This is a genomic window from Corynebacterium epidermidicanis (assembly GCF_001021025.1).
Lineage (GTDB): Bacteria > Actinomycetota > Actinomycetes > Mycobacteriales > Mycobacteriaceae > Corynebacterium > Corynebacterium epidermidicanis.
The window spans coordinates 234,479-249,791 of record NZ_CP011541.1; the positions used below are offsets into that span (position 1 = coordinate 234,479).

7 protein-coding genes are annotated in these 15,313 nt (G+C 57.2%); 3 read left to right on the forward strand and 4 right to left on the reverse strand.

Annotation, left to right across the window (positions count from 1 at the left end; genetic code table 11):
- The first annotated feature begins 647 nt into the window (after positions 1 to 647).
- Both CEPID_RS01160 and CEPID_RS01165 read left to right on the forward strand, forming a co-directional pair.
- Positions 648 to 7,823 carry a DUF7507 domain-containing protein gene (locus tag CEPID_RS01160; RefSeq protein WP_407921611.1) on the forward strand — a complete coding sequence of 2,392 codons (7,176 nt, stop codon included), beginning with the start codon at positions 648 to 650 and terminating at the stop codon, positions 7,821 to 7,823.
- Positions 7,824 to 8,020: 197 nt separating this feature from the next.
- Entirely contained in the window at positions 8,021 to 8,476 is a 456-nt protein-coding gene (locus CEPID_RS01165) for a DUF2231 domain-containing protein (protein ID WP_047239406.1), read from the forward strand.
- A 41-nt stretch (positions 8,477 to 8,517) separates the two neighbouring features.
- Here the strand turns inward: CEPID_RS01165 and CEPID_RS01170 are convergent, their stop codons facing one another.
- The 4 genes from CEPID_RS01170 to leuA form a co-directional block, all read right to left on the reverse strand.
- Entirely contained in the window at positions 8,518 to 9,264 is a 747-nt protein-coding gene (locus CEPID_RS01170; RefSeq protein WP_047239407.1) for a type 1 glutamine amidotransferase, read from the reverse strand.
- Entirely contained in the window at positions 9,261 to 10,511 is a 1,251-nt protein-coding gene (locus tag CEPID_RS01175; protein WP_047239408.1) for a MurT ligase domain-containing protein, read from the reverse strand. The genes CEPID_RS01170 and CEPID_RS01175 overlap by 4 nt, the downstream gene beginning before the upstream one ends.
- Positions 10,512 to 10,585: 74 nt before the next feature.
- Positions 10,586 to 11,815 (reverse strand): DNA polymerase III subunit epsilon, encoded by a 1,230-nt coding sequence (locus CEPID_RS01180; protein WP_236684269.1) that lies wholly within the window; start codon positions 11,813 to 11,815, stop codon positions 10,586 to 10,588.
- Positions 11,816 to 11,884: 69 nt separating this feature from the next.
- Positions 11,885 to 13,660, reverse strand: coding sequence for a 2-isopropylmalate synthase (leuA, locus tag CEPID_RS01185; RefSeq protein ID WP_047239409.1), 1,776 nt, complete (start codon positions 13,658 to 13,660; stop codon positions 11,885 to 11,887).
- Positions 13,661 to 13,855: 195 nt separating this feature from the next.
- Here leuA and CEPID_RS01195 point away from each other — a divergent pair, with 195 nt between their 5' ends.
- Positions 13,856 to 15,160: a glycosyltransferase family protein gene (locus tag CEPID_RS01195; protein WP_052843270.1), complete on the forward strand. Its 1,305-nt coding sequence runs from the start codon at positions 13,856 to 13,858 to the stop codon at positions 15,158 to 15,160.
- Positions 15,161 to 15,313 lie beyond the last annotated feature (153 nt).

Consider the following 15,313-nt stretch of genomic DNA (forward strand, 5'->3'; position numbering starts at 1 on the left):
AGAGCGGGACACTGCAGGGCATTTGTAGAGAATATGGGCGAAAACTTAACTTTCCGCATGGAACCTTTCGCGAACTGCAAGGCAACCTGATGAAAAGCTAAATAAGTGTGGTAGTTTAGGGAGTGTTATGTGTGAACCGGCATCTCTCCGTCTTGATGTCCGGTTCTGAACTACCTATGGCAATTGGAGAAACCGTGCCCATACAAACCTTTGCCTCAGATCGAAGGCCAAACTTTATAGTGAGAACCACACTTTCCGTATTAGCTACTTGCGCGCTTCTCTTAGGTGCAGTGGCAATTCCGATTGGTGGAGATGATTCTCGAACAAGCTTCCTGCCGACGGCAGAAGCGCAGACTGCAAGCTTGCTTGCGAACGTAACGCAAAATGCTTCTGGTCAATGGACCGCGAACTTCTTCCTAAATAGCGGATCGAATACTTTCAATCAGATCCGGCTGACGGTACCTGCGCAAGCGAACCAGTTTCCTGCAAGCGCCACCTACTCCTACACAACTGCTTCTCAGGGTTCTGGCCAGGTGACCGGAACCTCCGATGATGGAACGACATTGGTCCTGCAATTTCCGCAGGAAATAACAGTTACAGGTATAGAGCAAAGATTACAGGTTACATTGCAGGCGACCCCTGGTACCATGCCTACCGGCGCGGGAACCTCCGGAAACAGCAATGTTACTGTTACCACCGCGATTGTCAGTCCAATTGACCCTAACAAAACACCTTCTGGCGGGTCTGATCCTGTTTTGAACATCACTCCCGACCAGTGTTTAGCGTCGGTCTCGACAACTTCCGGTGCGAGTGTATGGGTTGCTAAGAGTGATCCTAGTGGTTCCGAGCGTGATCATACCCAGCTCTTTCGTCAAGACTGGGGAAATCCCGAGTTTATCCCGGTCGGTGATGTGACTAACTGGGTCTATAATTCGATTGCCTATAATTCTAAAGACGGCTACATTTATGCGATCTCCCAAAATCGCCCTTATGCTGGTGGAAACAATGAACCGGCCTATCCTATGGGCCATTTGCTAAGGATTAGCCCGGTCGATGGCACCATTGCTGATTTGGGGCAGATTGATCCCGCTGTAGTCGCTTCAATCGATATCAGCTCGGGAATGACAAACGGTACCTTTGATCTCAACGGTGATTATATCTTCGCCAACAACTCGTCAGGGGGTACTAATGCTATTTACAAGATTTCATTCGGCGCCGACGGGAAATCTCCACAACTGACGGCTTCTGGCGCATATTTCGCTGTTACAAACGTAGGTAAGGTTGCGGATAAGCCAACGAGTGCGAATGACTGGGCAACCGTTGGTTTTGACTCAACGCCGTACGTTTGGTCATTGACTACGACTGCTCCCAACCACAGAGGTATTCCAACTCTCTATCGGATGAACACCTCTACGGGCGAAGTGAAGACATTTGAAGTTCCTAATCTTAAGACCGCTTCGGGAGTTGGCTTTCAAACCTCTGGCGTGTATGGCACGGCATGGACTTATGGAAACGGCAACCTCGGGTTCGGTCATAATGCTGGAGGGTTTGCCTATCAGATTAAGGTGACCAATCCCGACTCGGATAATCCTGGGTTTGAGTTGGTTTCGGTCACGCAGGCCCCGACTCAATATAATAATGACGCGACATCAAACGCGTATGCCATTAATGAGTTGGTGAAAAAGACGGCTGAGCTTTCCATCAAAAAAGAACTCATTACCGCTCCTGATGGACAGGTTGCCTGGCGGGTGACGGTGTCCAATGATTCGGATTGTCCAGTTACCGGTTTTACGGTGTCTGACTTAGTTCCAACAGCTGCCTACGAGCCGGGTTCGGTAACGCTGAAGACTGAAACTTCTGGGTGGGATGTTGTAAATGTCATACCAGCTACGGATAAGACCAATGTCACTATCACGCATGGAAGTCTCGCCGGAGGTAAAACCGCATCATTTGTTTTGACGGCTACCCCAACGCAAAGTACTGAGTGTGTAGAGAACACCGCAAGCCTCGTTAGTAATGAGAAAGAATCAGATCTGACTAACAACATTTCCAGTGATGAGAAGTGTCTTCCGCGTTTTGCCGTAAAGAAGGAAACTGTAGATTCAGAGCTTGCACTCGCGCGCGGTGCCACAACGGTTGTTACGCACTACACCGTCACTGTCACTAATACTGGAAAGGTGGATGCCACTTCAGCTCAGGTTATCGACGTTCCTCAAACTCCTCCGGGCTTTACGATTGATTCTGTAAAGGTTGATGGAAATCCTGTCGTCGCACCATACGTGGTTACTGCTGGTGATCAGCTTGCAGTAGGTGCTTCTAAAGAACATGTAGTCGAGGTGACCTTTAAGGTTGATCAGACGCAGATCACCGATTGGGCTTCCCTCGGGACTTGTGATGCTGCTAATGGTGCCGGGGATCCATCAAAGGGCCTGTACAACCTTGTGACAATGGACGGCGATACCGATGGTGTTGAAAACAATGATGCTTGTATCCCTGTCGTGAAGGATCCTGCGTTTGAGGTTGTTAAGGTTGCGGATGCTGCGGCTGCTGTGCAGCAGGCGGATGGTTCGTTTGATGCGTCGTACGCGGTGACGGTTAATAACACCGGTGGTGTTGATGGCACGTTCGGTAAGTTGACGGATGCTCCGCGGGTTGTTCCTGGTTACACGATTGCTGAGGTCAAGGTTGACGGCACGGTTGTGACTGCGGATGATAATGGTGCTTACCTTGTTTCTAAGGGTGAGGCGTTGGCTAAGGGCGCTAATAAGGCGTTCAAGGTTGTGGTGACTTACACCAAGAATGCTGATGCGACGGATCAGCAACTTGCTGATGCTGCGAAGTGTGAGCCGGTTGATGGTACGAATCCTGCGTCGCCTACTGGTGCGTACAATGCTGTGACTTTGGTGGGTGAGGACCCTGCCAAGGTTTCTGATAATGATGCGTGTGTGACGATCCCTACACCTGGCACACCTGCTGCCTCGATCGTGAAGAAGATTAACGGCCAGGACGCCAACAATGTAGCCGTCGAGGTGCCTGTCGGCTCTGACATGGTGGTCACTTTCGAGGTGACAAATACGGGCGACGCTCCACTTTCTCCTGTCACTGTGACGGATAACGTGCTCCCTACGAACATGATTGTCCCCCCTAACCAGAAGTTGAAGACTGATGGTTCCTGGGCTCAATGGGATAACATCCTATTGCCTGGTGAGTTTGCGGTGTTCACCGCTACCTGGAAGGCTCCGGCTGCAGGTACACAGCATGTCAACGTAGGTACTGCACATGTGACGGTACCTCCGACCACGGTACCTGCGACGACGGTTCCGGGAACGACCCGTCCTGAAATCCCGGTTCCGGGTACGACTGTTCCAGGTTCGACGGTTCCGGGTACGACGGACGCAACTACCACATTCCCAGGCACCACTGTGCCGCCGATTACGGTTCCACCGACCACTGTTCCAGCGACGACGATTCCGGGTACCACCAAGCCGGAAATCGTCATCACCTCAACGACGTTGACCCCGACGGATCCTGCGACGGCTACGGTCACGACCACGCCGGTTGAGCCTGGTGTTCCTGGTTTCAGCATTGTGAAGAAGATCAATGGTTTTGACGCGGATACTGTGGATGCGGCTGCGGTTGTTGCTGTGGGTTCGGATATGAATGTCACGTTTGAGGTGACGAACACGGGTACTACGGTTCTTCGTGGTGTCACTGTGACGGATGACAAGATTGCGGCTGATCAGATTAAGTGTGATGACGACAATGTTGTTGATGTGTTGATGCCGGGCGCGTTGGTGACGTGTTCTGCGACGTTTAAGGCGCCGGCTGCTGCTGGTGGTTCGCATGTGAATGTGGGTACTGCGGCTGTGACGGTTCCTCCGACGACGGTTCCAGGTACGACTGATCCGGGGACGACTGTTCCTGGTACGACGGATGCGACGACGACGGTTCCGGGTACGACGCGTCCTGGTACGACTGTTCCTGAGTCGACTGTCCCTGCGACGGTTGTGACGACGACGAACCCTGCTAATGCTGTGGTTCCGAAGGTTGAGATTAAGAAGTACGTCAAGGATGCTGCTGGTCAGTGGGCGGATGCTAATGATGTTCCTGCTGCTGTTGCTGGTGAGAAGATGGACTTTAAGTTTGTGGTGACGAACTCTGGTCAGAAGGATCTGACGAATGTCACTGTTACGGACGATAAGGTTGCTTCTGGTCTGATTCAGTGTGCGCCGGATAATACGAATGTTGTTCCGTTGGTGAAGGCTGGGGAGTCTGTTGACTGCTTTGCTACTGCTGCGGTTGATGTTCCTGCTCCGGGTGCAACGCACGTGAATGTGGGTACGGTTGCTGGTGAGGTTCCGCCGACGACGATTCCGGGTACGACTGTTTCGGAGTCGACGATTCCGGGTACGACGCTTCCTGGTACGACGGTTCCTGGTACGACGGATGCGACGACGACGGTTCCGGGTACGACCTACCCTGAGACGACGGTTCCTGCGACGACGGTTCCGGGTACGACTAATCCTGGTACTTCGGTTCCGGGTACGACGTTGAAGACGACGGATCCTGCGACGGCTACGGTCACGACCACGCCGGTTGAGCCTGGTGTTCCTGGTTTCAGCATTGTGAAGAAGATCAATGGTTTTGACGCGGATACTGTGGATGCGGCTGCGGTTGTTGCTGTGGGTTCGGATATGAATGTCACGTTTGAGGTGACGAACACGGGTACTACGGTTCTTCGTGGTGTCACTGTGACGGATGACAAGATTGCGGCTGATCAGATTAAGTGTGATGACGACAATGTTGTTGATGTGTTGATGCCGGGCGCGTTGGTGACGTGTTCTGCGACGTTTAAGGCGCCGGCTGCTGCTGGTGGTTCGCATGTGAATGTGGGTACTGCGGCTGTGACGGTTCCTCCGACGACGGTTCCAGGTACGACTGATCCGGGGACGACTGTTCCTGGTACGACGGATGCGACGACGACGGTTCCGGGTACGACGCGTCCTGGTACGACTGTTCCTGAGTCGACTGTCCCTGCGACGGTTGTGACGACGACGAACCCTGCTAATGCTGTGGTTCCGAAGGTTGAGATTAAGAAGTACGTCAAGGATGCTGCTGGTCAGTGGGCGGATGCTAATGATGTTCCTGCTGCTGTTGCTGGTGAGAAGATGGACTTTAAGTTTGTGGTGACGAACTCTGGTCAGAAGGATCTGACGAATGTCACTGTTACGGACGATAAGGTTGCTTCTGGTCTGATTCAGTGTGCGCCGGATAATACGAATGTTGTTCCGTTGGTGAAGGCTGGGGAGTCTGTTGACTGCTTTGCTACTGCTGCGGTTGATGTTCCTGCTCCGGGTGCAACGCACGTGAATGTGGGTACGGTTGCTGGTGAGGTTCCGCCGACGACGATTCCGGGTACGACTGTTTCGGAGTCGACGATTCCGGGTACGACGCTTCCTGGTACGACGGTTCCTGGTACGACGGATGCGACGACGACGGTTCCGGGTACGACCTACCCTGAGACGACGGTTCCTGCGACGACGGTTCCGGGTACGACTAATCCTGGTACTTCGGTTCCGGGTACGACGTTGAAGACGACGGATCCTGCGACGGCTACGGTCACGACCACGACTGAGGTTCCGGCTCCTGCTGTTGAGATTAAGAAGTATGTGTTGGACGCGTCTGGTGCGTGGGCTGACGCTAATGATGTTGCGGCGGGTGTTGCTGGTGACGCGATGGACTTTAAGTTCACGGTTACTAATACCGGTGGTGTGGATTTGAAGGATGTTGTTGTCACGGACGATAAGGTAGCTGCTGAGTACATTGTGTGTAACGGTTCCACCAATAATGTTGTTGGTGAGCTGAAGCAGAAGCAGGTTGTGGATTGCTTTGCTAAGCAGGTACTGAAGGTTCCTGCGGTGGGTGAGACGCACGTGAATGTGGGTACGGTTGAGGTGACGGTTCCGCCGACGACTGTTCCTGGTACGACTGTTCCTGGCTCTACGGTTCCGGGTACGACTGGTCCGTCGACGACGGTTCCGGGTTCTACGGTTCCGCCGACGACTGTTCCGGGTACGACTGTTCCTGGTACGACGTTGAAGACGACCGATCCTGCGACGGCTACGGTCACGACCACGACTGAGGTTCCAGCTCCTGGTACTCCTGGTATCAAGATCATCAAACTGATCAACGGCGAAGACCATAATGAAAAGCCAGGCGCTCTTGTAAAGACCGGTGAGCTGATGGACGTCACCTATAAGGTAAAGAACACTGGTGATGTCGAACTTCATGATGTGAAGGTTTCGGACACGGTGTTTAAGTCTGAAGGTAACGAAGATGTTCAGGTGACCTGCCCGAAGACCGATTTGGCTCCGGGCGAGGAAATGACCTGTTCTGCGAAAATCATGGCGCCTGAGCCAGGCGTTGGCCACTACGACTTGGGTCGAGTCGAAGGAACTCCGCCAAGCGATCCTTCGAACCCTAATCCGCCTAAGGTGACGGATGAGGATCCTGAGTTTGCTCATGTGGATTCGCCGTCGAGCATCAAGATCGTGAAGAAGATCAATGGCGATGACGCCAACAGCACTCCAGGTGTGATCGTTAATCCTGGAGAGCCGATGGACGTGACATTTGAGGTCACGAACACCGGTGCAACCACGTTGACCAACGTTGTCGTGACCGATGACAAGGTGCCTGCAGATAAAATTCGTTGCGAGAATGGTGATGGCAACAAGGTCGCCGAGCTTGCACCGGGTGCATCGTTTACGTGTTCTGCAACGATCCCGGCTCCGGCGGCCGGCGAGCAGCATACAAACACCGCGAAGGTAGTAGGAACGCCACCTCCATCAGGTGGAGTCTTCCCGACACCTACCCCGACCCCAGGTACGACTGTCCCAGGAACCACGATCCCAGGTACGACTGTTCCGGGAACCACGATTCCTGGCACGACGAATGCTACGACGACCGTTCCAGGAACGACTGTCCCAGGCACAACTGTTCCGGAGACCACGATTCCAGAAACTACAGTTCCAGGTGAGCCATCGGTGACGACGACTCCGCAGGTTCCGGAAAATCCACCAGTCGTGGAGGACCATGATCCAGCGAATGCCGTGGTTCCAGGAATCAGCGTTGTCAAGAAGATCAATGGCGATGACGCAAATACAGCTCCAGGTGTAGCGGTTGCTCCGGACCATGACATGACCATTGAGTTTGTGGTGACCAATACTGGTTTGACCAAGTTGGTCGATGTTCAGGTGACGGACAAGGCCCTCAATGCCGATACCGTGGCTGCAGAGAACATCACTTGCCCTAAGACTGAATTGGCTGTCGGTGAGACTATGACCTGTGTCGCAAAGGTAAAGGCTCCAGGGTCCGACAAGGTTCACAGTGACCTGGCTACGGTTGAGGGCTCGCCACGAAATCCTGATGGAAGTACTCCGAAGGATAAAGATGGCAAGGAGATTGAGAAGGTGACCTCGGAGGACCCGGCGCATGCACACAGCAAGCCTGGTATTCCACCGTGGGTACCATTGATCCCACTCATTCCGTTGATCCCGGGTGTTATTGGATCGTCGGATCGTCCAGGTTCTTCTGGAAATAATCCTCCGGCACCAGTAGTCACCACCCCACCAGCGCCACAAGACCGAGTTCTGCGCATCCAAGACACGCCTAAGAATGACGTCCAAGGTCTCCAGAAAGCCCCTCGCAAGGGAGGCACTCTGGCTAAGACTGGCGCGAGTGTTATCGGACTCAGCCTCGTTGCTGGACTCATCCTCCTGCTTGGTTTCGTACTCGTACGACGCCGCAAGGACGGAGAAGCCTAAAACAGCTAACTAGCTGATCCGAGTTCCTCGGGAAAACCACACAACCCTCGTTCCACCCCACACCAAAGGGAGGAACGAGGGTTGTCCCATATCCGCCGCTACACCCCACCCAGGATCAGCCAAGCCTAAGCAAACGGAGAATATAACCCCACTACAAAACAGGAACACCCCGAAGGCTGTGACTAAGGAAACAAGTCATGAGCATTCTTATCGGTGGTATTCCTGCACATCCGCTCATCGTCCATGCCGCCGTGATCCTCGTCCCCATCGCAGCGCTCGTAGCTGCCTGGGCAGCGACCAAACCCAGCTGGCACCGCAACCATGCCTGGCTCACCAGCATCCTCGGAGTGGGAACGGCCGCAATCGTAGTCATCAGCAACAACACCGGTGAAGGACTCATGGTCGCCAAAGGCGCCACCGAGGCGAATCCTGGCATATACGGCGATCACGCCATGAAAGCAAAATTCGTGCTGATCGCCGCTACGGTGGTTGCCATTTCGGTCGTCGTAAAGCACTTAGCGTTGAAGTTCCCGCAGGTCCCAGTGATAGCAGTAACCGCCGCGCGCGTCCTGGCTATCGTGGCAGCAGTTGTGGCTGTGATTAGTGTGATTCTCACTGGACATGCTGGAGCAGCCCTCGTCTGGGACAACTAAAAAGGGCCCGGCTATTGAACTGGGCCCAAAACATTTCTAAGCTAGCGCAGCCGTTCAGCGCGCAATTTGTCCACAACAGGCAAATCTAACGGGGCAAGGGAAGCGAGCTCGACACCCATTGCGCGAGCCAACAGTAGGTCGGCAAGCTCGGGGTTACGAGCCAAAGCCGGGCCATGCATATACGTCGCGATGACAGAGCCCTGGACTGCGCCCTCCGCAAGCTTCTGCTCCGAAACAGACACAGAACCGCCCTCAACGGCTCCCAGAGCCGCCAAATCCGTATTACCCACCCCACGGGTCACCGAACCCAACGGAGACGCATCTGGCCCCAGAATCGTGGCGCCCATGTGGTTTTCAAAACCCGTCAGAGGAGCGCTCAGTCCCGGCAAGACAGGAGTGGAGACCACTTCGCCGATGGCGCGCTTGGAGAGGGAGGCGGTGGTGGCGTCGATAAGCCCGACGCCATCAACGACGCGACCCGACGCTCGGAAGGATTCACCGAGGACCTGCAGGCCCGCACAAATCGCGAAGATGGGCCGTCCAGCGCTGGCCGCGCGCGTCAGACCGCCGTCGGCGATGAGGTGCTCAGCGGCGAGGATCTGCGCGGTGTCCTCACCACCGCCGAGGCAGTAAACATCCAGCGTGGAAGGGACCGGATCGCCGAGCTTCACGCGCACGATCTCCGCCTCCAAGCCACGCATGCGGGCGCGCTGACGCAGAACGAGTGCGTTGCCGTCGTCGCCGTAGGTGCCGAGGACGTCGGGGAGGATGAGGCCGATGGAAATCATGACAGAGCCTTCTTAAGGTCGCGGAACGCAGTGTAATTGGCGAGCACCTCTACCCGACCCGGCGGGCAGGAACGGATCGCTGCCAGTGGGGAATCGTGCAAGTCATGCGAGATGGAGGCGTAGGTGAGGCGAACGGCAAGGTCGGTACCACGCTCGCCAGCAGCGTGAACGTGGGAATCAGTGAAGTCCTCAAAAGACACGTCCCACAGCCAGGACAGATCCTCCCCGTCCGCAACCTGGCCATTGACCGCAATGACCAGGCCATCAGCGGTGCGATCCACCATCGACAGAGCTTCCTGCCAACCAGCCGGGTTCTTGGCCAGAATCATGTGGACATCCCACTGCTCAAAACGGATCGTCGAATAGCGGCCGGCGACATTATCCACGGCTTCAGCGGCCCGGAGAGCTTCAGGAAGCGACACTCCAAAAGTTGTGGCCGCAGCGATCGCCTGGGTGGCGTTGCCACGGTTCGCGTTGCCCGGCAACGCCAAATGCAACGGGGTAATGGTGCCGTCATGCGTCACGCCATCAGCACTAATCTCCCAGGTCGGGGTGGGGCGGCGGAACTCGCGGCCGTCGGGAAGCGGTTTGACCGCATACCAGTCCGCACCATCGCGCACCACATGGCCACCGGTGCGTGGACAGGAGACGGAATCGCCAACCCAGCCCGCACCAGCAGACACCCAAATGACATTGGGGGAGTCGAATGCGACCGAGGTGACATGAACATCATCGCAGTTCGCGATCACGGTCATCTCTGGGTGCTTGTTTACCGCAGCCCGCAGCGTCCGCTCAATCTTGTTGATCTCGCCCACCCGATCCAGCTGGTCGCGAGTCAGGTTCAGCAACACAAGAGCGCTTGGCTTCAACCGGTCAGCTACCGCCGGAACGTGCAGCTCATCGCACTCCAAGACAATATGGGACGCGTCCTTGCCTTTGAGCAATGCCGCGATGATGCCGGCGTCCATATTATCGCCACCATCATTAGTAGCGACGCTGAACTTGGTGCGCAGTGCGCCGACCAACATCCTGGTGGTCGTAGACTTGCCGTTCGTGCCGGTGACCAGCGCCACCGGACGCCCGCCACCAAGATACGCCATGATGTTCGGGTCGATCGCGTTGGCGACCAAACCACCAATCATGCCACCGGCGCCACGTCCGGAGAGCTGCGAAGCCTTCGTAGCCGCGGCAGCTGCGGTGGCTGCCAGCGCCGTGCGGGCACGTTGCAGAGGAGACGGTAACTTCATTCCTCAAATTCTAGCGCCTGCCCGGCGCAACTCGACTTCCTGCCCGGCGCGACTCGGCTTCTCGCCCAGCGCGGCTAGGCTTCCTGCTGCGGTGCTCGGTTCGTTTGCCCCGCTCGGTTTGGTTTGTTGCTGCGTGAGCTCCGCCTGCGTCCGCGCGGTTTCGGCTTCTGCACCGTTACCGGGGAAGCGGTACGCGTAGGAGCAGCTTGCTTCGTGACGCTTACCCCGGGTGCCACATCGGCGAGGAGTTCGAGGAACGTCGCGTCGTCGATAAGCGGGATGTGCTTTCGATCCGCGTGCATGGCCTTTCCGCGCAGGATAGAGGTCATGTTGCACACCACCACGCTGGACTGCCTGGTTACCTTCTCGCCGTAGGACAGGCCTTTGGCGACGCCCGCCGCGATCACCGAGTCGGGATCCATTTCAATGTCCGGGCTCACCACAAACTCCATGCCCTGCACGAGTCGTGTTCCGGGCTCGTAAACCCCTGGGTTTTCGAATGCGCTCGGGGTATCCATGGCTTCCACTCGTGTGATGGAGCGTTGTAGCCCGAACCGGTCAGCTTTCAAATTGTTGGGCTGGTACTCGGCGGCGTGCTCGCGCAGCCGGAAGAAGATCTTTCCGATCAGCTGCGCGGTCTCCACGCTGACCTCCTGCGCCGGGCGCTGTGCCCGCTCGACCGAAGCTACGGCCGACAGCTCGCTGACTCCCAACTCGGTGGCCACGGCGCGCACCCGGGAATCCGTGAGCGGTAATCCGGCGCGACGTGCGGAGGCCAAGGTATCCACGAGCAACGCTGGGCGGGCTACCCGCCCGACGCGACGTCGGCCTCGACGGTTCCGAGTCCGATTCCGGGCCCGCTTCTGCGCATTGCGCAAGGCCAGCTTCGACTCGGCGTAAACAAAACCCCAGGTGCGAGGCATGTTGTGCATGATGAGGGTTCGGCCGTCGAGAAGCCCGTTGACCTGCCGGAGTGTCTTGCCGAAGCTCGGTTGATCCGCAATGTCTGCCGGCGTGAGCCCGTGCAGGTGTTGCGGGCCGATGTCGGATTCGGAGTCAAAGACCTGGTAAAACGTCTCCACGACGTCGCCGGTTGGGCTGAGCAGCACGATAGTGAGCGCCACCATCCGAGCTGTCGACGGGTGGATGCCCGAAGAATCGACATGGACCACGGCAAATGGCGCGGCGACGAGTTCGGCCTCCCGCTGGGAACGGTCTTGGTGGCGATCCTGATTGCTCGCGGAGCCTGCCGATTCACTCTGGGCGGGGTCGGCAGGCGGCTGCGTGGTGTGCTCGATAGTCATTAGTGGCTTATTCTACCTGCTTAAGCGCCAAGATCAGACACGCCCGCGGCCACGTGACTAGCAGCATGACTAGAGCGCTCGATTGACCGCGGAAGTAACCGCAGCGATGGAAGCATTGGTGATCGACGGATCGATGCCACAACCCCACACAAGGTCACCATTGACGTTGGCGAGCACGTAGGCGGCGGCTTCGGCGTCGTCACCTGCGGAGCGAGCGTGCTGCGTGTACTCCTGGATTTCGACGTCGATTCTCAGCGTTTCCAGCGCGTTCGCGTAGGCGGCCAGCGGGCCGTTTCCAGTGCCGCTGAGGGAGTACGCGGTGCCACGGTATTCGACATCGGCGCGGACGCTGAACTTACGGCCGTCGGAGCTTTCATCGTCGTTGACATGCACGGACACCAGCTCAAGTGGGGAAGTGGAGTCCAGGTAAGTGGTGGCGAAAATGTCCCACATCGCCTTGGAACTTACTTCGCCACCCTCGGCATCAGTGACGGCCTGCACCACCGAGGAGAACTCCACCTGCATCGCCCGGGGCAGCTGGATGCCGTGGTCCGTCTTGAGGATGTAGGAGACACCACCCTTGCCGGACTGACTGTTGACGCGGATGACCGCTTCGTAGGTGCGTCCCACATCCTTCGGGTCGATCGGCAGGTAAGGCACCTCCCAGATGTCCGAACCGGAGGCGCGCAGGGCATCGAAACCCTTGTTGACGGCATCCTGGTGCGAACCGGAAAACGCGGTAAAAACCAGGTCGCCACCGTAGGGGTGGCGTTCCGGGACGCGCAGCTGGTTGCAGTATTCGACCGTGCGTCGGATCAGGTCAATGTCGGAAAAGTCCAGGCAAGGGTCCACACCTTGGGTCAGCATGTTCAGGCCGAGGGTGACCAGGCAGACGTTGCCGGTGCGTTCGCCGTTGCCGAACAGACAGCCCTCGATGCGGTCGGCACCAGCCATATAGCCCAGCTCGGCTGTTGCGACGCCGGTACCACGGTCGTTGTGCGGGTGCAGAGACAAGATGATGGCTTCTCGCCTGTCTAGGTGGCGGCTCATCCACTCGATGGAGTCCGCGTACACGTTGGGAGTGATCATTTCCACCGTCGACGGCAGGTTGATGATCAGCGGTTTCTCCGGCGTTGGTTCCATCACGGCGGTCACCGCGTTACATACCTCGAGCGCGAACTCCACCTCGGTCCCGGTGTAGGACTCTGGCGAATATTCCCAACGCCAGTTCGTATCCGGGTAGTCCTGGGCAATCGTCTTGATGAGCTCCGCGGCGTCGGTAGCCAGCTTCTTGATCGTGGCCTTGTCCTTGCGGAACACCACATCGCGCTGCAGTATCGACGTCGAGTTGTAGAAATGCACGATCACATTCTTCGCGCCCGCGCAGGCCTCAAATGTGCGTCGAATCAGGTGCTCGCGCGCCTGCACCAGCACCTGGATAGTGACGTCTGCGGGGATCATGTCCTTCTCGATGATCTCGCGGACAAAATCGAAATCCGTCTGCGAAGCACTAGGGAACCCGACCTCGATCTCCTTGAAACCCATCTGCACCAGCAGATTAAACATCCGCCGCTTGCGCTCCGGGCTCATCGGATCAATCAACGCCTGGTTGCCGTCGCGCAGGTCCACAGCACACCACTGCGGGGCCTTCGTGATGCGTTTCGACGGCCAAGTGCGGTCCTCCAGCTGGAAATCCTGCACCTCGACATCGTAAGGCTGGTAGCGGTTCACGGGCATTGCCGACGGCCGCTGCTTATTCCAGGCGGGCTGGCCGGCCGGAATCTCCCCGGCAGGCTTGGTCAATTCTGCGGGAGCTGTAATGAAAGAATCGGTGGCAGTGGTCATGAGGGCTGTTCTCCTTTGGGGTGGTGGGCAGGCCGGCGTCGACAAGCTCCGCGACGGGGAGCCGGCCACAAGAGACCTAGAACCCGCCGCGGCAAAGAAGGAGAAGTGCGCGCTGCATGAAAGCCATGTAACGCAGGTTACACTCTTGCGGGGCTCGCGTCATGAAAATCCCCCAAATGGGCTAATCTATTCGCCATGACCGCACCCGCTGCACCTCGACAATCCCTTCCGCGAATCCACCCCGACTGGTTCTGGGCGGCCGGGGTGTTCCTGGTTACGAGCGCGGTGCGGCTGCTAGTTGTCCTGCTGCTTGCCGACGAACGTGGCAAGTCACTGACCAGCGTCTTGGACCGGTGGGACGCCATGCACTACCAAGCGATCGCGCGCGGCGGCTACTTTGAAACCGGGCCGGGGATTCCGGCGAATGACTTCGAGACGAGACTCGCTTTCTTCCCGCTGTTCCCATTCACGATGCGACTAGTCAGCGAAATCACGGGGCTGTCGCTGTTCCAGGCCGGGATCCTCATCAACGTAGTGGCCGGCACGGCACTGGTTGCAGCGGCGATGTTTATCGCAGGGCACATGGGGGCAGGACTTCGGGGGCGCATCGCGGCCGGAGTACTTGTCGCGGGAGCGCCGATGGCGCTGACCTACAACATGACGTACACCGAAGCGATGTTCGCGGCCTTCGCCTACTGGGCACTGTGGGCGATGCTGCAACGACGCTGGTGGCTGGCTGGAGTGCTGGTCTTCTTCACCTGCCTCACGCGACTTACCGGCATCGACCTGTTCATTGTCTTCGCGATCGTCGTCCTAGCGTGGGGGCGCACCCGTCTGTCAGCCTGGATCGCGCTCGTGATTTCGTCACTGGGACTCATCAGCTACCTCGGCTTCGTGCAGAGCCACACCCGCGACATCGGAGGATACTTCGGACTACAGAAGAAGGGATGGAATTCCACCTTTGACTTCGGTGAATCCGTCCTGAGGTTTTTGCGCTGGGGCTTCTCCGGCACCTCTGACTCATGGGTGGTGATCTGCGGATTCTTCATTCTTGCGACAGTGGTTTGTCTGCTTGCTACGCTGCCGAGCGCGTTGGGATCGGTGCGTTCGGGTGGTGGTCTTGGTCAGGTTGGCGGTGTTGCCGGTGTTGGGGAGAGTGCGTTGCCGTGGCCGGTCTGGCTGTTTAGCGCTGGAGTGGCCGCCAACATTCTGCTTTCCGATGGAGTGCTTACTGCCCGACCCCGACTACTTCTACCAGCAATAATCTGTCTCCTACCAGTGGCTTTGGCTATTTCGCGGGGTTTTGTTGGTGATGGTGTTGAGACTGGTTCTGGTGTTGCTGCTGATGGTTCGCCTGATGAGATGCGGGTGAGTGGCGGGCTGAGCACAGCTCTTAGAGTGATGAGCTACCTCAGGTGGGGATTGTTGCTGCTCAGCTGGGTAGTTTTTGGTGCCCTGATTTCTGGACACCCGTTGATTGCCACGAAGTGGGCGATTTAGCCGGAGTTCGCGGATTGGGTAGTTTTGTGCAGTTTGGTGCACCGTAGCTGACGTCCTGTAGGTGTGGTGTCATCGAGGGTGCGTGAAAGTGCTGGAATGGGTGGGTTTTGGGTAGTTTTGTGCAGTTTGGTGCACCGTAGCTGACGTCCTGTA